Source organism: Providencia alcalifaciens, from assembly GCF_915403165.1.
GTDB lineage: Bacteria > Pseudomonadota > Gammaproteobacteria > Enterobacterales > Enterobacteriaceae > Providencia > Providencia alcalifaciens_C.
The window spans coordinates 2,334,161-2,356,664 of record NZ_OU659204.1; the positions used below are offsets into that span (position 1 = coordinate 2,334,161).

At 42.8% G+C, this 22,504-nt stretch carries 16 protein-coding genes and 1 tRNA gene; 15 read left to right on the forward strand and 2 right to left on the reverse strand.

Annotation, left to right across the window (positions count from 1 at the left end):
• Window positions 1-2: 2 nt before the first annotated feature.
• Window positions 3-707, reverse strand: coding sequence for a 16S rRNA pseudouridine(516) synthase RsuA (rsuA, locus tag LDO73_RS10795; protein WP_224057881.1), 705 nt, complete (start codon window positions 705-707; stop codon window positions 3-5).
• A 222-nt stretch (window positions 708-929) separates the two neighbouring features.
• Here rsuA and LDO73_RS10800 point away from each other — a divergent pair, with 222 nt between their 5' ends.
• Together LDO73_RS10800 and rplY are read left to right on the forward strand one after the other, a co-directional pair.
• On the forward strand, window positions 930-2,702 hold the full coding sequence (locus LDO73_RS10800) for a DEAD/DEAH box helicase (protein ID WP_224061176.1): 1,773 nt from the start codon (window positions 930-932) through the stop codon (window positions 2,700-2,702).
• A gap of 209 nt (window positions 2,703-2,911) precedes the next feature.
• Entirely contained in the window at window positions 2,912-3,193 is a 282-nt protein-coding gene (gene rplY, locus LDO73_RS10805; protein WP_224057882.1) for a 50S ribosomal protein L25, read from the forward strand.
• A gap of 126 nt (window positions 3,194-3,319) precedes the next feature.
• Here the strand turns inward: rplY and yejK are convergent, their stop codons facing one another.
• Entirely contained in the window at window positions 3,320-4,321 is a 1,002-nt protein-coding gene (gene yejK / locus LDO73_RS10810) for a nucleoid-associated protein YejK (RefSeq protein WP_108477940.1), read from the reverse strand.
• A 238-nt stretch (window positions 4,322-4,559) separates the two neighbouring features.
• Between yejK and LDO73_RS10815 the strand changes: the two genes are divergently transcribed.
• The 13 genes from LDO73_RS10815 (at window position 4,560) to LDO73_RS10875 (ending at window position 22,487) form a co-directional block, all read left to right on the forward strand.
• On the forward strand, window positions 4,560-4,787 hold the full coding sequence (locus LDO73_RS10815; RefSeq protein WP_039855328.1) for a YejL family protein: 228 nt from the start codon (window positions 4,560-4,562) through the stop codon (window positions 4,785-4,787).
• 21 nt (window positions 4,788-4,808) lie between these two features.
• Window positions 4,809-6,524, forward strand: a complete 1,716-nt coding sequence (yejM, locus tag LDO73_RS10820; RefSeq protein WP_224057883.1) for an LPS biosynthesis-modulating metalloenzyme YejM — start codon at window positions 4,809-4,811, stop codon at window positions 6,522-6,524.
• A 107-nt stretch (window positions 6,525-6,631) separates the two neighbouring features.
• Window positions 6,632-6,708, forward strand: a tRNA-Pro gene (locus tag LDO73_RS10825).
• A 768-nt stretch (window positions 6,709-7,476) separates the two neighbouring features.
• A complete protein-coding gene (gene tssB, locus LDO73_RS10830; RefSeq protein ID WP_224057884.1) occupies window positions 7,477-7,974 on the forward strand; it encodes a type VI secretion system contractile sheath small subunit in 498 nt (165 codons plus the stop codon).
• 19 nt (window positions 7,975-7,993) lie between these two features.
• Window positions 7,994-9,538 carry a type VI secretion system contractile sheath large subunit gene (tssC, locus tag LDO73_RS10835; RefSeq protein ID WP_154603551.1) on the forward strand — a complete coding sequence of 515 codons (1,545 nt, stop codon included), beginning with the start codon at window positions 7,994-7,996 and terminating at the stop codon, window positions 9,536-9,538.
• 22 nt (window positions 9,539-9,560) lie between these two features.
• On the forward strand, window positions 9,561-10,898 hold the full coding sequence (tssK, locus tag LDO73_RS10840) for a type VI secretion system baseplate subunit TssK (RefSeq protein WP_224057885.1): 1,338 nt from the start codon (window positions 9,561-9,563) through the stop codon (window positions 10,896-10,898).
• Complete coding sequence (gene tssL / locus LDO73_RS10845) at window positions 10,895-11,551, forward strand: type VI secretion system protein TssL, short form (RefSeq protein ID WP_224057886.1); 657 nt, start codon at window positions 10,895-10,897, stop codon at window positions 11,549-11,551. The genes tssK and tssL overlap by 4 nt, the downstream gene beginning before the upstream one ends.
• Window positions 11,552-11,553: 2 nt before the next feature.
• Entirely contained in the window at window positions 11,554-13,293 is a 1,740-nt protein-coding gene (locus LDO73_RS10850) for an OmpA family protein (protein WP_224057887.1), read from the forward strand.
• 2 nt (window positions 13,294-13,295) lie between these two features.
• The gene (locus LDO73_RS10855; RefSeq protein ID WP_224057888.1) at window positions 13,296-13,787 is read left to right on the forward strand and encodes an Hcp family type VI secretion system effector; all 492 of its coding nucleotides are present in this window, start codon (window positions 13,296-13,298) and stop codon (window positions 13,785-13,787) included.
• 212 nt (window positions 13,788-13,999) lie between these two features.
• Window positions 14,000-16,663 (forward strand): type VI secretion system ATPase TssH, encoded by a 2,664-nt coding sequence (gene tssH, locus LDO73_RS10860; RefSeq protein WP_224057889.1) that lies wholly within the window; start codon window positions 14,000-14,002, stop codon window positions 16,661-16,663.
• On the forward strand, window positions 16,660-19,056 hold the full coding sequence (locus LDO73_RS10865; RefSeq protein WP_224057890.1) for a type VI secretion system Vgr family protein: 2,397 nt from the start codon (window positions 16,660-16,662) through the stop codon (window positions 19,054-19,056). Before tssH ends, LDO73_RS10865 begins: the two co-directional genes overlap by 4 nt.
• 2 nt (window positions 19,057-19,058) lie before the next feature.
• Window positions 19,059-19,901 carry a DUF4123 domain-containing protein gene (locus LDO73_RS10870; RefSeq protein WP_224057891.1) on the forward strand — a complete coding sequence of 281 codons (843 nt, stop codon included), beginning with the start codon at window positions 19,059-19,061 and terminating at the stop codon, window positions 19,899-19,901.
• A 12-nt stretch (window positions 19,902-19,913) separates the two neighbouring features.
• Window positions 19,914-22,487: a T6SS effector BTH_I2691 family protein gene (locus LDO73_RS10875; RefSeq protein WP_224057892.1), complete on the forward strand. Its 2,574-nt coding sequence runs from the start codon at window positions 19,914-19,916 to the stop codon at window positions 22,485-22,487.
• The last annotated feature ends 17 nt before the right edge of the window (window positions 22,488-22,504 follow it).

Genomic DNA, 22,504 nt, shown 5'->3' on the forward strand with positions numbered 1-22,504 from the left:
CATTAACGGGGAACCGTAATACTCTCAATCTCTGCTTCAGTCAGTGGGCGATATTCTCCCGGCTCTAACTGCTCATCTAAACGAATTTCCCCTATTCGCTCACGATGCAAACCACATACATGATTTCCGACTGCCGCAAACATCCGTTTAACTTGATGATAGCGCCCTTCACTGATTGTCAGTCGGACATCACGTGGAGAAATAATCGTCAATTTCGCAGGTTTCGTTAGTGATTTTTCACCATTTAGCATGACACCCTGTTCAAACTGTACCGCGACATCATCAGCGATGTCTTCACTCAGTTGAACTCGGTAGGTTTTCTCACAATGATGTTTTGGCGAGGTAATGCGATGAGACCATTGCCCATCATCCGTTAATAACACTAACCCTGTCGTATCAATATCTAAACGACCTGCAGCATGGAGTTTCTGGGCGATTGGCTCATCAATAAAATAAATAATTGTAGGGTGCGTTGGGTCATCGGTAGAGCAAACATAGCCTTCTGGCTTATTGAGCATAAAATAACGAGGCCCCGTGACTTGCACTAACACATTGCCATCATAGGCAACTTCATTATCAAGACCCACTTGCATCGAACCTGATTTTACTACTTCATCGTCAACCATGACATTACCGGCACGCAGCTCACGCGCCACCAAACTCCGGCTTATCCCAAGTTGCTGGGACAGAAATTTATCCAGTCGCATAGATTCTCTTAACTTGATGGAATGTCAGCGAGAGGTACAATAGCACCGCGCTGTCATAAGATAGAAAGATGGATTGCTGTGATTACTATCACATAATTTATTATACCAATAACCTGTTACAAGTGATAGCACAGCAAGGGATACGCTTAAATTTAGACCTAGCCACGGATTTAACTTAAATTTAACATTAATAATCTAACTTTTTTGAAAAAACTAACTCATATGCCTGCAGCCTCATCCAGTTTTACTTTACGCCCTTACCAACAAGAAGCCGTTGACGCGACGATCCAGTACTTCCGACGTCATACTACGCCCGCGGTGATTGTGCTCCCGACAGGGGCAGGAAAAAGCTTAGTGATCGCAGAATTAGCGAGACTGGCTCGTGGCCGCGTATTAGTTTTAGCGCATGTCAAAGAGTTAGTTGAGCAAAACCACGCCAAGTATCTAACTTATGGCCAAGAGGCAGATATCTTCGCAGCAGGTCTCAATCGCAAAGAATTCCACAGTAAAGTGGTCTTTGGAAGTGTGCAATCGGTAGCACGTAATCTTGAACACTTTGATGACAAATTTTCCTTAGTGATCATCGATGAATGTCATCGCATCAGCTTAAACGAAAAAAGCCAGTATCAGCAAATTATCCTAAGTTTACAAAAACATAATCCAGCGCTGCGTATTTTGGGTTTGACCGCTACCCCATATCGCCTAGGCCATGGATGGATTTACCAATACCACTACCACGGAATGGTTAAAGGTGATGAACACTGTTTTTTCCGTGATTGTATCTATGAATTACCGCTGCATTACATGATCAAAAACCAATTTTTGGTTCCCCCTGAACGCTTAGACATGCCTGTATTACAATATGATTTCAGTCAAGTTTCTGTGAATCAATCGGGCATTTTTAGCGAGCAAGAACTCAATTTATCCCTCAAAAAACAGCAGCGTATTACACCGAAAATTGTGGCGCAGATTGTTGAATATGCAACACCATTACAAGGATGCATGATTTTTGCCGCTACGGTTGAACATGCTAAAGAGATCCTAAGTTATTTACCTCAAGATACTGCGGCTTTAGTCACCGCAGAGACACCATCCCTTGAGCGCCAAAACATCATTCAACAATTTAAAAACAAACAATTACATTATCTTGTCAACGTTTCGGTACTGACAACAGGTTTTGATGCACCGCACGTAGACTTAATTGCCATCTTACGCCCAACAGAGTCCGTCAGCTTATATCAGCAAATTGTTGGACGTGGCTTACGCTTGAGTGAAGGGAAAAAACAGTGCCTAATTCTGGACTATGCCGGAAACCCTCACGACCTCTTTCGCCCCGAAGTTGGTAGCAGCAAACCCAACTCCACTAGCGTTCCAGTCCAAGTTTTCTGTCCACTGTGTCAGTTTGCCAATGTTTTTTGGGGGAAATGCACTGCTGATGGTCAAATTGTCGAGCACTATGGGCGTCGTTGCCAAGGGTGGGAAGAGGATGAGCATGGGCGAAAACAACAATGTGAGTTCCGCTTTCGATTTAAACAGTGCCCCCATTGTGGTGCGGAAAATGACATTGCCGCACGACGTTGCCATAAATGCCAAGAGGTGCTTACTGACCCCGATGATATGCTCAAAGCCGCATTACGACTCAAAGACGCTCTAATCTTACGCTGCGGAGGAATGGAACTCACGTCAGGCTCGGATGCAAAAGGCGAATGGTTGAAAATCACCTACTACGATGAAGATGGCACGTCGGTATCTGAGCGTTTTCGTCTCACCACTCCAGCTCAAAAACGCGCGTTTGAATTCCGATTTCTACGAGAGCATCATCGTGCCCCAGGCGTTCCTTTCCATTGGAATAATGCGAACGACATTATTTCACAACAAGCTTTATTACGTTATCCACAATTTATTGTTGCACGGAAAAAAGAAAGTTACTGGGAGATTAGAGAGAAAATCTTTGATTATCAGGGGCGTTTCCGTCTTGCAGCATCATTAAGATAATCAGAAAAAACACGATTACTGACGAATAAATCATGCCAACTCAGAAAGATAATGATCTTAATGATTGCCCGCTAGCCGTTTTTTCGTTAAAATGCCGCCCGCCTTTGTATGTCTCGCTTAGCGAAATGATGTTACGGGGCCAAATCTCGAACCTGCTGCTGGGTCGCCTGTAGCAGGATTTTTATTTTTTCTTTTATAGAGAAATTGTAATGTTAACTATCAATGCAATTGAACGTAAAGAGCAGGGTAAGGGTGCGAGCCGCCGCCTGCGCAGAGCTAACCAACTGCCAGCTATCGTTTACGGTGGCAACCAAGAAGCTATCTCTGTTACTCTGAACCACGATGAAATCATTAACCAAGAAAGCAAAGCAGGATTTTACGAAGTTCTGGCTCTGGTTATCGATGGTAAAGAAATTAAAGTAAAAGTTCAGGCTGTTCAACGTCACCCATTTAAGCCAAAAGTGACGCACATTGACTTCCTGCGCGCTTAATTAAGCCCATAGCCGAGCTTTAAAGTTTTTTCGGGACGCCGAGTAAATAACGCCGCAATTGCGGCGTTATTTATTTCTAACGTAAAATTTCTAATATAAAAACTTCGATAGACAATCCATCGTTCACTATTTATTACCGCGACGTTGCAACTGGTCACGCAGATTCGGCGGTGTACCACGGATAGTCAATGTGTCTGTCACGGGATCCCAAAAAATACGTTCTCCCATTAACATCGCATCAAAGCTAATCGTAATCCCCCCACCGCTGCCTGAAAATTTCGTTAATTGTTTCAACGTACCGCGGTCAGCAGGAAAACTCTCTTCCAATTGATAATCATTTTGGCGAGTAAAATCTTCAAAGCTTTGCTCTTCCACCATCGGTAACTCTTTTGAGAGTTCCTTCAGCTCAATTTCTTCGCCTGATTGCAATTGCTCACTGCAATAGCTATGAACTTGTTGGCGATAGGCTTGGCGAGTGTTTTTATCCATTTGCGCATTATCACAAAAGTCATCCAATGCTTGGACTAATCCTTTATTCTGTACCTTCGCATTCAAACCTTCAGATGCCGCTAAAAAGTCCATAAAGAAATCAGACACTTTACGCCCTACTCGCCCTTTAAGGAAAGTCAGATAACGCTTCGACTCTGGATTAGTTTCCCATTCAGTCAAATCAATACGCGCCACAATATCCGCATGAGGAATATCTAAGTAGTGAGTCGTACCCAAATCGAGGGATTCAGTCACAAACATGCTATCGCAACTATTCAGAACAGCAATCAGGAGATATTCCACTGCCAAGTAACGATATTGGCAAAAGAGAACAATACCACCTTCAGCAAACGGGTATTTTGCCAGCTCATCTTTTAAACGCACAGTCATTGCACGGCTAAAGCCTAAAAACTCTTCTTCACCCTTACGCAGTAACGTTAACGCTTCAGCAAGTTCACTCTCTTCGTTGAACTCACCAAATGCCTTACTTTTTGCACTGTATACACGATGTAATTCTGCCATCATGTCTTGCACAACATTGTCTGTCGTCAATAACGAATCACGCAACATGACTTCTAAGGTCTGTTCATCTCGTTTAATCAACTGGTGTAACGCTATCTGGGTAATTTCCAGACTCATTGTTGGCTCCTTTCGCTAGCAGAAATAATGTCGCGTATTCAAACACTGTTAGTATTTGTCTGCAACTGAAACTGTTAACAGCCATTTTTTTATTACTTTTATGGCGAACTATTATCCACTTCGGTGATCTAAATAAACATTATTATCAATTAAACGAAAATTTGTTTAAAGAATGAAGAAAAGTCACCCACAATGGGCTATCATATGGAGCTTTCATTAATTTAGGATGTCATAATTTATGCCACAATCATCTCGCTATAGTGATGAAAAAGTTGAAGGTTTACTGTCTGACCTTGTTAGTGTGTTAGAAAAAAACCATACTCCCGTTGATCTATCATTAATGGTACTCGGTAACATGGTTACCAATCTGCTCAATACGTCTGTTGCCCCTGCTCAGCGTAAAATGATTGCAGAGTCCTTTGCCAATGCATTAATTTCTTCTGTAAAAGAAGATAAATCACACTAATTTGGTTGATAAATAAACAGCATGGTCACCCATCAGCGCTACCGTGATAAAGTCTCCAACATGATTGGTTGGGGGCACTGGTTTGCACTTTTTAATATACTACTTTGCCTTTTGCTAAGTAGCAGCTATCTGTTTATTTTTGACTGGCCAGATACCTTCGCTGGTCGCGCTTATGCCTTCGTCAGTTGGTTGGGTCATTTCAGTTTCGTGGTGTTCGCCACTTACTTGCTAATCATCTTTCCGCTGACCTTTATCGTTATGTCCCAACGATTGTTGAGGGTTATCTGTGTAGCGCTAGCCACCGCGGGACTCACCTTATTACTCTTTGATATTCGCGTCTTTAGCCAATTTGGTCTCCATCTTACCCCACAGGTATGGGATTTAGTCATTAACCCCGCCAAGGGTGAAATGGCCCGCGAATGGCAACTGATGTTCATCAGTATCCCCATTATCTTTCTTGTTGAGATGCTATTTGCAACTTGGAGCTGGCAAAAATTACGCAGCCTAAGCCGTCAAACATTTGGACGCCCACTTGCTGGCCTATTCATTGCAACATTTGTGATGTCTCATTTAATGTATGCATGGGCGGATGCCAATTTTTATCGCCCCATCACTATGCAACGCTATAACTACCCGCTGTCTCAGCCAATGACCGCACGTAAACTGCTTGATAAATATGGTCTACTCGACCTAACTGCACATCAAAATCGTGTATTCCAGCAAGGTAGCCCAACAGCACTGAAACTTCAGTACCCATTGAAACCACTTAGTTACCAAGACCAAGGTACGGGTTACAATTTACTTTTATTGGTTGTTGATGATTTAGGTAATGTTTCTCAGCAAAACCAAATGAACTCATTGAAAGAGTTCAAGAATATCAGCTCCCAATTTACCAATCACTATACTTCTGGATTACGTAATGATACCGCCTTATTTGGGCTGTTCTACGGTATCTCATCAAGTTATATTGATAACATTCTCAATGGTCGCCACCCTTCTGTCTTGGTTGAAGCTTTACAGCACCAAGGCTACCAGTTTGGTTTATTCTCCACTGATGGGTTTAGCTCACCATTATTCCGACAAGCGATTTTGTCTGACTACTCCTTGCCAACAAAAGCGTCGGACAGTGACAAACAAACTATTGCACAGTGGAATTTGTGGCTGGACAACGTGAAACATGGCTCGCCTTGGTTCTCATTCTTAAACATCAAGGGAGCACCTGGAAGTAATCAAACGGATAACCAAATCCGTCAAGTCATTGATACACTGAAGGGCCAAAACAAGCTAAACAATACCATTGTAGTGATCACAGCAAATTATAACAGTAACGGTTCGCAAGATACTGACTGGGTGAATAAGAAACACTTTAACCGTGACAGCATGCAAGTCCCGTTATTTATCTACTGGCCAAATACTCCAGCGCAACAAATTGACAAACTGACTAGTCATCAAGATGTCATGACTACCATCATGCAGCGTGTATTACATGTCAACAACCCGCCTGATGATTACAGTCAAGGTGAAGATCTCTTCAGTGCGCAGCGCACTTATCCGTGGGTGATCACCGGAGATAAAAGCGATGTCGTCATTACCACCAACAGCGCTACCATGTATATGGATCATAACGGCCAATTTAATATCTATGACCCACAAGGCAACGAGCAAACTGACGACAAACCAGACCTTGCTGAACTACTGAAAATCTTTACAGAACTTAAACGTTTCAATGAAAATTAGCGCTTAAATTTCAAGCAACCATCTGGGCTTACTCTTGATTTTGCCAACGTTTTGAGTAGTATGTTTTTTGTCTAAAGCCCTTGTTGTAAAGGCATGTATTCATTAATCGGCACGTAGCGCAGCTTGGTAGCGCACGGTCATGGGGTGTCCGGGGTCGGAGGTTCAAATCCTCTCGTGCCGACCAAATTCTCACTCAAGCCAGTCTTTTCGGTTGGCATTTTGCTATTCAATACTTCCCTTTCTTTGATCATTATCTGATATCCAAATTGCATGGTTATCAGAATAATAACCACCATTCTTTTAATCTTTTATTAAAGGTACGGCATGTGCCTATATTTTTCCAAAACGAACGTTTAATTCACACGAAAATTATTTGAGTTTCGTGCAATATTTCACTCAATAAAATCATTTTTTGAACAGTTTAGAATAAATTTTATTATTCCAAACTAATTTAGCATAATCATCCATTATGCTTTATTTTAAATTTTTCGCGTAATTTATATCCATTACACATTTTCTTACACTTTATTTTTAGCTTTAATTAACGATTTATATTAAAAATTAGAAATAACTCAATAAATAGTATTTAGTCTATATTATCTCCCGATATCACCCTCTTAATGTGTAAAATTATTTATATATTCTAATTCCCTTAAGAATATTCTCTATTTTCACTATCAAAACCCCCTGTAAATTATCCACTCACATTTATTAAAAACGCAAATTCACATTGATTTTAAATGATTTTTAATTAATTAAATAGGCATTGATACGTAAAAATACGTTGCGCCTTGCTCAAATATAAAATCAAATTCATTAGAAACCTTGATCTATCCTCCTTAAAATTATATAAAATAGCAAACTGATTTAAGCTAAATTAAAGTTTAAGAATATATTTCATTTACCAATAATTCATATTTAAAGCGAGTAATACCACTAAAGGACTCCTAAAATGTCAGATAGCTTCCAAAATGAAGTACCGAAGGCTCGGGTTAATATCAAATTAGACTTGCACACGGGTGGTGCGCAGAAAAAAGTGGAATTACCACTTAAATTATTAGCTGTTGGTGATTACAGCAATGGACAAGATAGTCGAGCATTATCTGAGCGAGAAAAAGTCAATATCAATAAAAATAACTTTAATAGTGTACTCACTGAATTTGCGCCGACCATTAACCTCACTGTGAAAAATACCCTTGCAGCTGATGGAAGTGAAGAAAGCATCAACCTCTCTTTCAAAAACATGAAAGATTTTGAGCCTGAGCAAGTTGCCCGTCAAATTCCACAACTGCGCGCAATGTTAGCCATGCGCAATCTGCTGCGTGACCTGAAATCTAATCTCCTCGATAACGCAACGTTCCGCCGTGAACTGGAAAATATCCTTAAGGATCCAGAACTCAGTGATGAACTTCGTGAAGAACTAGCACAGCTAGCGCCGAAGAAAGATTAATTTGGATTATTAAAGGATTATGCTGATGTCTGTAAAAACTGAATCAACTCAAGGCGCAACAACTGTGCTGGATGACACCTCAAACCAAGGTGTTTACGCTTCGTTGTTCGAAAAAATCAATTTAACGCCAGTCGCATCAATCAGTGATATTAACGCATTCCAAGACAATGCTGCCTTGGCAGATGCAACGGCTGATGAGCGTGTCACTGTCGCCGTTCAAGTTTTCCTCGACCGTTTAAAATCATCAGGTCAAAAAGTCGAGCGTTTAGATAGAAACCTACTCGACCATCATATCGCTGAACTTGATAAGCAAATCAGCCAACAATTGGATGAAGTCATGCACCACCAAGACTTCCAAAAAGTTGAATCCACTTGGCGTGGCTTGAAATTCCTCGTTGACCGCACTGATTTTCGTCAAAACGTCAAAATTGAACTGCTCGATATTGCGAAAGACGATTTACGTCAAGATTTCGAAGATAGCCCTGAAGTCATTCAAAGCGGCCTTTATCACCATACTTACATTGCTGAATATGACACCCCAGGTGGCGAACCTATCGCTGCAATGATTTCTAACTATGAGTTTGACCGTAGCCCGCAAGATATCGCCTTACTGCGTAGCATCTCAAAAGTCTCAGCATCCGCACATATGCCATTTATTGGTTCTGTGGGACCAAAATTCTTCGGCAAAGAGACGATGGAAGAAGTCGCAGCAATCAAAGATATTGGCAACTATTTTGACCGCGCTGAGTACATCAAGTGGAAATCATTCCGTGACTCTGATGATGCTCGATATATCGGCTTAACCATGCCTCGTGTGCTTGGTCGTCTACCATATGGCCCAGATACCGTACCGGTTCGTAGCTTCAACTACGTTGAAGAAGTTAAAGGCCCTGACCACGAGAAATACCTGTGGACCAACGCCACCTTTGCTTTTGCTGCTAACATGGTGAAAAGCTTTATCAACAACGGCTGGTGCGTACAAATTCGTGGCCCTCAAGCTGGTGGTGCTGTTAAAGATCTCCCGATCCACCTGTTTGATTTAGGCACGGGCAGTCAGGTAAAAATTCCATCCGAAGTGATGATCCCAGAGACTCGTGAATTTGAATTTGCAAATCTTGGCTTCATCCCGCTGTCTTACTACAAAAACCGTGATTACTCCTGCTTCTTCTCTGCTAACTCTGCGCAGAAGCCCGCGTTATACGATACCGCGGATGCCACCGCGAACAGCCGTATCAACGCCCGTTTACCGTACATTTTCTTACTGTCCCGTATCGCTCATTACTTGAAGCTTATTCAACGCGAAAACATTGGTACCACCAAAGACAGACGCTTACTTGAATTAGAACTCAATAACTGGGTTCGTGGCTTAGTCACTGAAATGACCGACCCAGGTGATGATTTACAAGCTTCTCACCCGCTACGTGATGCAAAAGTGGTTGTTGAAGATATCGAAGATAACCCGGGCTTCTTCCGTGTGAAACTGTATGCGGTTCCACACTTCCAAGTAGAAGGTATGGATGTTGATTTATCGCTAGTTTCTCAAATGCCTAAAGCTAAAGCCTAACGGTTATTAAAGGTCATTCAAGATGAAAATCTACCGTCCCCTATGGACAGACGGGGCCTTTTTGGCCCCTCAGCAATTTCAACAGCAAGCCCGTTGGGACGGTCATGTTGCTGAAGTCGTCGCACAAATGGGTATCGCCTCCACGTGGGGCGTCATTAGTACCGAGTTTGATATCAGTGCATTAACGCTCTCTCGCGTAAGCGCCCAAAAAATAGTGGTGCGCTTTCACGACGGCACACTGATTGACACAACCTTAGCTGATGCCCTGCCTCCGGTATTGTCCCTCAATGATTATGCGGATCGCCATTCATTGGATATCGTTCTGGCATTGCCTTTAATGTTAGCCAATGGCGGAAACTTAGTTCCCGAAACAGGCACCGATCGCCCACGCCGATTTAGCCAAGAATGGGTTAAAGTCCAAGACTTATTAGGGCATGAACAAACAGACATTGCCGTGTTACGTCACGTAGCAACACTGCGTTTTGCTCATGATGAGAATGAAGCCTATATGACCTGCCCTGTTGCACGCCTTATTCGCAACGCTCAAGGGATGTGGGAATTTGATAGCCACTTCATTCCCCCCTTACTTTCCTGCCAAGGAAGCTCTGAATTACAAACATTGCTTTCTGAGTTTATGCACCGCTTAGTGGCTAAGCGCCGTCGTTTAATGGCGCTACGTCGTGAAAGTAATGAAAAAATGGCCGACTTTGTGGTCGCTGATGTTTCACTGTTTTGGTTATTGAATTCACTCAATAGCGCCGAGCCTGTTCTCAATGAACTCAGTAGCGCATTACATCGTCATCCTGAATTGCTCTATCGGGAGCTAGCTCGTTTAGCAGGCAGCTTATTAACTTTTTCCTTAGAGAGTAAGTTGGAAGACATCCCGCTGTACAAGCATGAGCAGCCAGAGCTCGTTTTCCCACCTCTTTTTGCCTTATTAAATACACTGCTTGAAGCCAGTTTGCCTTCTCGTGTTATTAGCATTGAACTGGCAAAAGAAGGTCCATTCTGGAAAGGTCAACTCCATGACGGTCGATTACGGGAAGAAGCCGATTTTTACTTATCGGTTCGCTCATCCTTGCCTGCTCACTTACTGATCGCTCAATTTCCACTCCTTTGCAAAGCGGGCAGTAGTGATGATGTGGCTGACGTCGTTAATGTGGCACTCAATGGTATTCCATTGAAACCGCTCAGTCATGTTCCAACGGCGGTTCCTCTTCGCTTAGAAAATCAATATTTTGCGCTAGATATTGAAACGCCAGCGGGTCAAGCCATGCTCTCTTCAGGGCAATGTGCTTTCTATGTGCCAAGCACGTTAGGTGACATTCAATTAGAGCTGTTTGCGGTACTTCGCTCATGAACAATACAACATCGCACCATACTATCGACATGATCTTCGCTCAAACTTGGCTGATGGTTTGTCAATTACATCAAGGCACCGCCATCACTCAAGGGGATAGTTTTTATCGTCGCGTTTGCCAACTCATTGATGAAACTCGTCAAAAACTGCTCGAACATGGCTACTCAGAATCCGCCATTGAGCACATGCAATATGCTCAGTGTGCCCTGATTGATGAATCTGTGATGAATCGCCAGCACCAAGATGATGGCTACAACACATGGATCCAGTCTCCTTTGCAAGCTCGCTACTTCAATACATTAGAAGCGGGAGACAAACTTTGGGATCGTCTACGCAGCATTTTAAATGAAACCGCCCCAAATACTGACGTCTTACTCTGTTTTCATCGTGTGCTTACCCTCGGGTTTGTTGGTAAATTTCGCCAAAAAGAGGCTCCTGAACGTGAGCGCATCGTCGCTCAACTGAATGTTCAACTTCCAGACTATCTGATCGCTTCAGAATTACCTCTTGTCGTAAAACCTAAATTACGGTTTAGCCGTCGCAGGCTTTACTGGTTTGGTTGGATAGGCGGCATCCTAATACTCGCTGCCATGTGGTGGGGGTTCAGTGCTTCGTTAGAACATTTACTACAACAGTGGATGACACAAGGATAGGCATGCAAAATCCAATCAAACAGTGTCTGACGCTTTTTGCTACGGGGCTTTTCTTGTGGTTACTCTGGGGATTTTGGTCTCTAGGGCAAAGTGTCACCATTTTTGTTTCCGTCTTCGTCTTAGTCCTGACGGGTGGAATGCTGTTTTGGCAATATAAACAAAGACGCCAAGTGTTATCCACTGAACATGATTATACGGGTGCATTTCCTACTGATAATTATCAGGGCCCTGTCATTTTAGTCTGTGGTCAATCTCAAGCACTATTTCTGGATGACCAATTACACCGAGAAACAAATCAAGGTTGGTATATTCGTGTATCCGCGCCCACTGAGCTCGTTAAACTGATTGCCGCCTTGGTGGAATATGCCCCTTCGCTATCGGGGCACTTATCCTTACTTTACGTTGTATTACCTGAGCAACTTACCCAGCAAGAAACCCTGACACAAGCGCTACTCAACTGGCGTCGAGCTATCGGGGAGAGCCGTCAAAAAATAGGCGCTAAATTGCCATTTTGGGTCACGGTATACCTTTCTAAACCTCATCATGCTGATACCGCTATGCATGTTGATGATGAACATACACCTTGGATGACGTTACTCAGTCATCAAGCTGAGTTTCAAGTGGAGCAAGAGGGTGCGATGTCAGTCCCTTACTCCGTGTGGCTACCTGCGCATTTCGGACAGTCAGAACAAAGCCTGCAATTTTCTCTATGGCTAGATACCTTACAAAGTTGGCTAAACCAAGTTTTAGTGCCTCAATTCACCCTACCTCAAGCTGGAGCGCCGAAGCAAATCCCTTCCGCATGGGCCATTCAGTGGATAGATATCACTAGCCAACCGAACAATTTATGGCAGCAATTCATCCAAGAAAAAACCACATTGCCATTGCATTCCTCAGTACAAACAACGGATTTACTCCCTTTGCCGGATGTCATGCTACGCCGTTTACATCATGATATTAGCTTAAGCCGAACTGAAAAAAGCCTCGGTGCTATTGGCGTCATTTTTGGGGTTTTCTTAGTGGGCGCGTTAGTCGGTAGCTACCACCATAACCAGCAACTCATTCGCCATATTGGTGAAGATATTGCTCGTTTCTCTCAACTTTCAGAAGTTCCACTAGCTCCTAAATTAACCGCTTATCAGCAGCTACAAGATGATGCCGCTGAGCTTGCACGCTGGGAGCGCGAAGGGATCCCAAGCGCTTACTCTTTAGCGTTATATCAAGGTAATCGAATATTGCCTTACTTACATACCCTGCTAGGAAGTTGGGCCCCTTCTCAACCTGAAATCGCCCCTGAAGCGCCAACCGCACCATCTCAAATCGTCACTTTAGATAGTTTGTCCTTATTCGATGTTGGGCAATACACACTCAAAACGGGCGCGACCAAAGTGTTAGTTGATGCGTTACTCAATATTAAAGCCAAACCCGGCTGGTTAATTATGGTTTCTGGCTATACCGATAACACCGGGAATCCAGAACAAAATCAAAAACTGTCTTTAAAACGCGCAGAGTCTGTCCGTGATTGGATGATCCAAACCAGCGATATCTCGCCAACCTGCTTTGCTGTGCAGGGATATGGGCAAAATAACCCCGTTGCCGACAACAACACCGCTGACGGACGAGCTCGCAATCGCCGCGTAGAAATTCGCCTGATACCGCAAGCTGAGGCTTGTCAGATATTGGGCGTCAACACCGTACCATCGATGGATGGTGGTACACATTCCACACGAAAGGAGAAGTAGTTATGGCTATTCCAGTTTATTTATGGCTGAAAGATGATGGCGGTGCTGAAATTAAAGGTTCTGTCGACGTACAAGACCGTGAAGGCAGCATCGAAGTGGTTGCTCAAGATCACAAACTGTACATCCCAACGGATAACAATACCGGTAAATTAACCGGTACTCGCATCCATACGCCATTCATTTTCGTTAAAGAAATTGATGCTTCAAGCCCTTATCTTTACAAGGCTGTGACCACGGGTCAAACCTTGAAAGAAGCGGAATTCAAATGGTATCGCATTGATGACGCAGGACAAGAAGTCGAATATTTCAACACCAAACTTGAAAACGTCAAAGTCGTGAAAGTTGCGCCTAAAATGCACGACATCAAAGATCCAGGCAAAGAGAAGCACAACCATCTCGAAGAGATTGAGCTGCGCTATGAAAAAATCACTTGGACATACAAAGACGGCAACATCATCCATTCCGATTCTTGGAATGAGCGTGCTACCGCTTAATTAAGACAAGCAGGCGTTTCGGCGTCTGCTTTTTTCTTGCGCCCCTTGCGCAACATCACTCACACACAACACATTTTGCCATTAAACAAGCTATACGCGCTTTCAACCGCGCATTCCCATCGCGAATATCACCTTATGAACCTCGGTTAACGGTTAGGGGCGGTAGCGTGCCTAAACACATTGATATCCACCAGATTATCTAGGGAGAGAACATGGAAAATTCTTCAGTTATGTTATTGCGTCGCCTAAACCCTTTCTGTGCAAATGCACTAGAGGCAGCAGCTTCCTTGTGCCAAACACGCGCCCATGCTGAGGTCACCATCGAACATTGGTTACTCAAGTTACTGGAAATGGGTGAAAGCGATATCACGGTATTAGCGCGCCGCTATGAATGGGATATTTCTGCACTTTGGCAAAGCCTGTTAACAGAAATCAACAGCCTACCCCGCTCTATCCATAGCCGCCCCTCCCTCTCAAAATCACTCCTAAACTTAATTCAAAACGCATGGGTGATAGCCTCATTGGATGAAGATATCGAGCACATTCGCAGCGTCCATATTCTTGCGGCGATGGTGAAGCAACCCTCTTTAGTTCCGAACGATGCCCTTTGGCCATTAATGACCTTGAGCCTCACGCAATTACAACGCTTAAGACCGATGCTGGATGCGCAATCCGATGAGCGCCCTGAAGTCCAGCAACTTGCAGCGCATAATCAATCTTTATCGACGGAAGCACCACTTACCGCTCAATCCGCTAACGAAGCTCCTGCACCGAATGTCATCGGTAATACACTGAATGATGCCTTACTAGCAGTGCTGAATAAATTTACGGTGGATGTCACCGAAAAAGCGCGTGAAGGCGCGATTGACCCTGTCTTTGGACGTGATGACGAAATCCGTCAAATGGTCGATATTCTGTCTCGCCGTCGCAAAAATAACCCCATTCTCGTGGGGGAACCAGGTGTCGGGAAAACAGCGTTAGTCGAAGGTTTAGCCCTGCGTATTGTTGAAGGTAACGTTCCTGTCAGCCTGCAAACCACATCACTACGCACATTAGATTTAGGGCTACTGCAAGCGGGGGCTGGCGTCAAAGGCGAATTTGAACAGCGCTTAAAAAACGTGATTGAAGCTGTACAACAATCTCCTACGCCGATTTTACTGTTTATTGATGAAGCCCATACCATCATTGGCGCAGGCAACCAAGCCGGTGGCGCTGATGCCGCTAACTTACTCAAACCCGCCCTTGCCCGTGGTGAATTACGCACGATTGCCGCCACCACTTGGTCCGAATATAAGCAATATTTCGAGCGTGACGCCGCTTTAGAACGCCGCTTCCAAGTCGTCAAAGTCGATGAACCGGATGATGAAAAAGCCTGTTTAATGCTGCGTGGATTAAAACCGCGCTACGCAAAATATCATGGTGTTCACATTACCGATGATGCGGTTAAAGCCGCCGTCACCTTATCTCGCCGTTACTTAACCGGTCGTCAACTCCCCGATAAAGCCGTGGATTTGCTCGATACCGCCAGTGCCCGTATCCGCATGAGCCTCGATACGCTCCCTGAAGCACTGACCCGTTTAAAAGCCAAGCGCAATGCATTAGAACTTGAACAGCAAGCGATCCTTGATGACTTAGCCATTGGCAACATCACCAACCAATCCCTACTGAGCGAATTAGTCACTCAAGATGCGCAAATCGCCATACAACTGGCTGAGTTAGAACAGCGTTTTGAGCAAGAAAAAAAACTTATCAGCGAGCTCTTAGAACAGCGCCGTCAATCCCAAGATGTCAGCGATATCCAATCACAGCTAGAACTCGTTCAACAAAATGAGCCGCTGATCACCCCTGATGTAGATGTCAGAACGGTGGCCACAGTTATCGCCGACTGGACAGGCGTGCCATTATCCAGCCTCTTAAAAGACGAACAAACCGAACTGCTGGAGTTAGAAGACTCGCTAGGTAAACGCGTTGTGGGTCAAGAAAGTCCATTACTGGGGCTTGGACAACGACTGCGTGCAGCTCGCACGGGGCTCGCCTCAGAAAATGGCCCTCAAGGCGTATTTTTATTAGTCGGTCCAAGCGGAATTGGTAAAACTGAAACCGCCCTCGCCTTGGCTGATGTCCTGTTTGGTGGCGAAAAATCCTTAATCACCATAAACATGTCCGAATATCAAGAAGCCCACACTGTCAGCCAATTAAAAGGCTCGCCTCCAGGTTATGTGGGTTACGGTCAAGGCGGGATTTTAACGGAAGCCGTCCGCAAGCGCCCTTACAGTGTCGTGTTACTCGATGAAGTGGAAAAAGCCCACCGCGATGTGCTCAATCTGTTTTATCAAGTTTTCGACCGTGGATTTATGCGCGATGGCGAAGGTCGAGAAATTGATTTTCGCAATACCGTGATCTTAATGACAGCCAACTTGGGCAGTGACTTGCTTATGCAGCAACTCGAAGAGTTCCCTGAGTCTACCGACGGCGAACTGCAAGAACTGCTGCGCCCAACCTTGCGCGATCACTTCCAACCCGCCTTACTCGCACGCTTCCAAACCTTAATTTATCGCCCATTAGGCCCTGTCGCTCTGCGCCAAATTGTTGAAATGAAACTGGCCAGCGTCATTAAGCGTCTTTACACCCACTACAAGCTTGAAGGCATTATCGAAGAAGCGCTGTATGACACGCTCGTGAGCGCCTGTTTATTACCAGATACTGGCGCTCGTAATATAGACAGCCTGCTTAACCAACAAATTTTACCGGTACTAAGCCAACAATTACTCATGCGCCAAGCTAACCACCAGCAAGCGCAAAGCCTGACGTTAGGTTATAGCGAAGAAGACGGGATCACCCTGAGTTTCAGTGATATTGAGGAGATAAATCCATGAGCCTACTCGATACAGCCAAAAACCTGTTACAAGGCCAAAACCGTTATCGCCTAGAAGTACAAGGATGCTCAGATTTACTGGACGTTGAACATTTTACGGGCCGTGAGGCCGCTAGCGATACCTATCGCTACCAAATTACGTTTACCTGTTCCGCCCAAGATCTTTCTGCTCAGCAATTATTGCGCCGTAATGCCAGCCTGACCTTTTCTGCGCCAATAAGTAACGTAATGGGACTCGCCACTCAGCCGAGTGTTGCCAAGCGCGTTCATGGCGTAGTGACGGATTTCCGCCGTCTCTCTGGCTCTGTGGATGAAGCTCGCTACCAGTTAGTTATCGAGCCTTTTTTTGCGCTACTGCGCCATCAAATTCGCAGCCACCGTTTCTTTATCAACCAATCCATTCCTGATGTGGTTGAACAGATCCTGCGCGAACATAATTTCAAAGGCTGGGAGTTCGAATTTCATCTCGAAAAAGAGTACCCAAAACGCGAACAAATCAACCAGATCAACGAAAGTGACCGCCAATTTATTGAACGCTTACTCAGTGAAGTAGGTATTTTTTATCGCTTTGGTTTACAAGATGATACCCAAACCGAGGTACTCCACTTTACAGATAGCCAGCGCGGCTATGTGTATGACAAAACACTGCCATTAAATAGCCCATCTGGGCTGAGCGATAACCATGTCGACAGTGTTTGGGGATTATCTTTACGTCATCAAGTGGTTGAAAACACTGTTTTTGCCAAAGACTATAACCACCGACTGGCGGAAGATACGTTGATTTCCGCTGTCGCGGACATGACACGCGGTGACGGCGAAAAAATCAACTACGGCGATGTTTATCACTATAAAGGCCGCCACCTAACCCGTGGGGATAAAATTCGCCCTGAAACTGAAACCGCTAACTTCTGGGCAAGACTCGACCACGAGCGCTTTTTAGCTCGCCAGACTTTACTACGCGGAGAAAGCAGCGCAGCAGACCTGACGCCATTATTAGTGCTAAGTATTCAAGATAATCCGCTCAGTTCGACGTTACCCAGCGTATTCAAATCGCCCATTTTAATTACTCGCCTACGCTTTACCGCCAGCCGAGATAAAGCGCTAACTGTTCGCTTTAACGCCGTGCCATACACTGAATCACTGTGCTGGCGCCCTGCTCTAAAACCACGCCCGGTGATTGCCGGAACACTAATGGCGCGCGTCACCAGCGCAAAAGACCACGACATTTATGCCCACCAAAATGAACATGGATTTTATTGGGTCAAATTCGACGCGGATCGCGATGATAAAACCAAGGGCTATGAAAGTATGCCCGTACGTTTGGCTAAACCTTACGCCGGTGATACTTATGGGATGCATTTCCCGCTGATTCAAGGGACTGAAGTCGCTATCGCCTTCCATGAGGGTGACCCAGACCGCCCATATATCGCTCACGCACTGCATGATTCCCGCCACCCCGACCACGTTACGGATAAAAATAACACCCGTAATGTGATCCGCACGCCTGCGAATAACAAACTGCGTATGGAGGATAAACGCGGGCAAGAGCATATTAAGCTCAGCACCGAGTATGGCGGAAAAACCCAGTTAAACTTGGGGCATTTGGTGAACGCAGAACGCGAACAACGCGGTGACGGTTTTGAGTTACGTACTGACAGCTGGGGCGCGATTCGTGCGGGCAAAGGGTTGTTTATTACCACCGATAAGCAGGATAAAGCCGGTGGTGATGTGTTGGCGATGGAATCAACAATTACACAGTTGAGTAATGCATTAGAACTTGCACAGTCCATTATGAACTTAGCTAGGCATTCAAATGTAGAAACATCTGATCATGAACGGCATACAAGCCAAATAGACAATAATTTTCATCAACTCTCTCAAGCTTCATTAGTAGCATCATCTCCAGATGGAATCGCTTTAAGTTCTATGGGATATATGCAACAAAGCTCAAGCAATGACTTCGTAATTACATCTTCAGAAAATGCATCAATGACTGCATTTAGGCGACTAACATTAGCCGCTAAAAAAGGAATTTCAATATTTACTCATGAATTAGGGGCAAAATTAACATCTGCTTTTGGAAAAATCGAGATAGAAGCTCAAGATGATGAAATTGCCTTGACCGCTCAAAAAGGGATCAGTATCACCAGTAATGAGGATGAAATAACGCTTACTGCCAACAAAAAGGTCACCGTGCAATGTAATGGCTCATCGATCATATTGGAAAACGGTAAAATAACGTTTGTTACCTCTGGGGACATTGATTTCAAATCTGCTAACGTCAATATGCTATCACCTGAAAACATAACTATTCCTTTCGAAGGATTTACGCTTTGCGAAGCCAAAACACTCAGTGATACATTTAATAACGAAGCTATAGTTAAAATGGACTAAATATGGACGTTACAAAACACTTTCAGGATGCGTATCCAATCCACTTTCATTCCCACGTGATTATTGACAGAGTCATTTATCCCAACCTACCCATAACATGGAATGCAAGCCCGATTATTACAGAAATGATAGCGCCTCAGGCCCATTTATATCCTTTTCTTGTTGATTTACGCCATCTAGATTCTGAACAAATACCAACACTCCAAAAAATGATAATTGATTCAAAAAAAAATGGAGGAATAATTTTAATCAAAAGTCATTACGACCATAATACGCTCATCTATCTCCTTGCTAATGCTTTAATCTATGCACCCAAAACAGGTGGAAATTATTTATTACGTTATTATGACCATAATGTTATGTTGCAATTAATAAGAATAATTCCACACAATCATTTCTTTAATAAAATAAAATCTCTCGGTATCGATTTTTTTACATTCCATAGTCGATTCGGTCATATAACTTATCTTCCTGAACTTGTAGAAACAGCATTTAATGATAATAAGAATAATACGTTAGCCCTCCTTTCAAATATCGGAATAATAAATAAGGCCATTAAAAAATTAAATAATGAAATGGACATAGCTACATATTTAAAAGTTAGCCAACGACTTGATGATAAAATTACTATTGCCCATCATGAGTTTTACCTAACAGATGCTAATGACATCATGTCTTTTATTACACAATGCATACTCGTTCATGATTTTTATTACCAATCACCTCAGATAATTAATCTTTTAAAAGAAACGAGTCAATATCCTGGTTACTTTCATGAAAGCCTTTCATTATTGAGCATCGACGATTGGAATAACATCCTCGCGTATTGTGAAAACACATTATAATTAAGGAATATTATGTCTTGTAATTTTTGCGAAAGAAGAGGCGTAGCAATCCTCCCAGTCCGTTCTGCAATCACCCTTGATAACTCAGGGGCACCAGCATTACCGCCTAAATTTACCACCAGTGTTAGTGAACGCGGTAAAATAAAATATACATCTCGTCTTCTTCGAAAAGGTTATTTACATGTTTATGATGAAAAAAGACAAACATGGACTGATTATATTGTCACTGACGATGCCTATTATTGGAAAGTGACGGACGATGCCCCCTCAATCATTCCTAAATTAGGTCAAAAACCCTGTGCAACTAAGTTAGATGAAGTCGCTCGAGCTTCCTTTATATCCTTACCTTTAGCCATAAATCCTAATGATAATGGTCGTTTTTGGCTTAGTTGGTCACAATACGCATGGACTGATGCTATTCGTGAAATGCACCACCAAATAGAATTTCGTGAAAAACACATGCAATGTTTTGACCTAAAATTATGGCTATTAGATAAAAAAGCAGATCAAACGGTTCCATTAACTCAACTTCGTCAAACTGTTGCTGAATATTGTGACGCAAAAATCCCAGCATCTTCTTTTGATTTTTATTCTTCTCCTTGGTTAACAAAAACAAAATCAGATGGTGATTTTTTATTAAATACCGCCACTAACTTGGCCTCTATCCCATTAAACCCCGATCCATCTCGTGCAGCAATTATTCATCTTCAAGATCCCATTGCCATTTCGGAAGATCTATCACAATTAATTCTACAGTCACACGATAACTTTCTTACTGTTTGTAGAAAAAATTCCAAATTAAGTGATTTTGATAGAAAACTCACTGCTTTTTCAAATATCTCTTTAGCTGAATATAATGTTAAGGAAAATAACAAGCTTCAGCAATTTTTAGCCGCGGAAGAACTCGAAAATAAAGCCTATTTTGGTGATGGTGAAACCTTTATATGGCCAAGTATTGCGGAAAAAAATGCAAAAAAAATTCGAGATTATACGAATGAAAATTACGAATCATGGGCTGATAATGAATGGGAACGCTATTTGGCACATGCAAATGAAAATAATATTGATGAATTCAAAAATGATTACAATACACAAAAAAATGAGTACGAATCTAATTACGAAATCCCTTTGTTTGATATGTACCTTGCGATGCTAAAACACTCTCTTTTTATAAATTATTTTATTTATAATTTTGATTCGAATAATAAAATAAGTGGAGAAAATTATACAAATACCTTGAGTTCTTGTTTAATTGGCAGTCAGGTCAGTGCTGAATGTGCAGATTATATTGAAACACAATTAAACGGTGATTTTCTTGACAAAAAAAATATTTTTATGCGAGCCTATATCTTTAATCAAAATGATGCAGCTCAATTTTATAAAGAACATATCCCTCAATCTACCGATAATTTACAATTACATTCATTGCCATGGGGAAATTTATTATCCTTCCACAGCCAATTTTTACAAGATCTCACCCAAAAGACTCACTTTAATGATAAAATTAACACATTGAATTATGTATTAGCGGGTCCCATTATCCGAGTGTTAAAAAGTGCATCTCTTTATAAGACATCAAGGCTTCCTGTACTACTTGCTATTAATGAGAATAGCCCATTAATAAGCATGTCAGAGAAAGGTGCACGAAAAACAGTATCCAAAATGCTGACAGAAGCTATCGTTCGAGAAACTTTTAGTGCTCAGAAAATGAGTCCTGTGGAAAAACTCAAGGCTAAAAACATTTTTCGTAATGCCATTGAAAATCAAATCAATCAAAAAGGCATTGCAGATACGGTGCTCAAAGAAATGGGAATAAAGAGTGCCCAAGGGGGAGATTTAACAGGGGATGGCATTCTACGTAGCAATGTATTATTAACCGAAAATATGCACCCCGAATTTAAAGGAAAAACACCTCAAGAAATCGTAAAAATAGCCCAACGTATTACTAGCGACATATCAACCTCTGAACAAGCTCATAACCTTTACCTAAAACAAAAGCTCTCCGTGACCGCAAGCACGGGAAATATTGCATCGATTCTTTTTCAACTTGCAGGAATTGCCAGCATGATAGAACAAGAAAGTGCTTGGTATGGCGGTGTTAAAACGCGAGCTGGGCAACGGCTAATCGCCAGTTGGATTGGAGTAACTGGCGCAATATTAGAGTTTTCATTTGCGACGCTCAATTCAGCATGGGCCAAAGGGGCATTAACAGAAGTCCTCTGGTTTAGAATACTTTCGAGAATTGCTCAAGGTGTATCTATAGTAGGTATTGCAATACTTGCTTATTTAGATTACTTAGATTATGAAAAAGAAGAAAAAAAAGGTAATATTTTGTTGTCAAATTTATATTATTTTTCTAGTTTTCTAGGCCTTTTACTAATCATTTGTATTTTAGGTCGAATTCCCATTGCTGGCGTTATCATATCGATTATATTTATCATCGTTGCATTTGTTATCGAGAATTACAAACCAAATGATTTAATGTTATGGATTAACAAATGCATGTATTTCGGAAAAAATAATGAAGGATTATTTTCATTAGCTAAAGATGAAGATGAAGCTTTTGCCAAACTATGGGAACAATAATTCAGGACATTAAACCT

What these genes read in the sequence shown, in the direction of transcription:
- rsuA (WP_224057881.1), bottom strand. Translation starts at nt 707, where the DNA reads ATGCGACTGGATAAATTTCTGTCCCAGCAACTTGGGATAAGCCGGAGT.
- LDO73_RS10800 (WP_224061176.1), top strand. Translation starts at nt 930, where the DNA reads ATGCCTGCAGCCTCATCCAGTTTTACTTTACGCCCTTACCAACAAGAA.
- rplY (WP_224057882.1), top strand. Translation starts at nt 2,912, where the DNA reads ATGTTAACTATCAATGCAATTGAACGTAAAGAGCAGGGTAAGGGTGCG.
- yejK (WP_108477940.1), bottom strand. Translation starts at nt 4,321, where the DNA reads ATGAGTCTGGAAATTACCCAGATAGCGTTACACCAGTTGATTAAACGA.
- LDO73_RS10815 (WP_039855328.1), top strand. Translation starts at nt 4,560, where the DNA reads ATGCCACAATCATCTCGCTATAGTGATGAAAAAGTTGAAGGTTTACTG.
- yejM (WP_224057883.1), top strand. Translation starts at nt 4,809, where the DNA reads ATGGTCACCCATCAGCGCTACCGTGATAAAGTCTCCAACATGATTGGT.
- tssB (WP_224057884.1), top strand. Translation starts at nt 7,477, where the DNA reads ATGTCAGATAGCTTCCAAAATGAAGTACCGAAGGCTCGGGTTAATATC.
- tssC (WP_154603551.1), top strand. Translation starts at nt 7,994, where the DNA reads ATGCTGATGTCTGTAAAAACTGAATCAACTCAAGGCGCAACAACTGTG.
- tssK (WP_224057885.1), top strand. Translation starts at nt 9,561, where the DNA reads ATGAAAATCTACCGTCCCCTATGGACAGACGGGGCCTTTTTGGCCCCT.
- tssL (WP_224057886.1), top strand. Translation starts at nt 10,895, where the DNA reads ATGAACAATACAACATCGCACCATACTATCGACATGATCTTCGCTCAA.
- LDO73_RS10850 (WP_224057887.1), top strand. Translation starts at nt 11,554, where the DNA reads ATGCAAAATCCAATCAAACAGTGTCTGACGCTTTTTGCTACGGGGCTT.
- LDO73_RS10855 (WP_224057888.1), top strand. Translation starts at nt 13,296, where the DNA reads ATGGCTATTCCAGTTTATTTATGGCTGAAAGATGATGGCGGTGCTGAA.
- tssH (WP_224057889.1), top strand. Translation starts at nt 14,000, where the DNA reads ATGGAAAATTCTTCAGTTATGTTATTGCGTCGCCTAAACCCTTTCTGT.
- LDO73_RS10865 (WP_224057890.1), top strand. Translation starts at nt 16,660, where the DNA reads ATGAGCCTACTCGATACAGCCAAAAACCTGTTACAAGGCCAAAACCGT.
- LDO73_RS10870 (WP_224057891.1), top strand. Translation starts at nt 19,059, where the DNA reads ATGGACGTTACAAAACACTTTCAGGATGCGTATCCAATCCACTTTCAT.
- LDO73_RS10875 (WP_224057892.1), top strand. Translation starts at nt 19,914, where the DNA reads ATGTCTTGTAATTTTTGCGAAAGAAGAGGCGTAGCAATCCTCCCAGTC.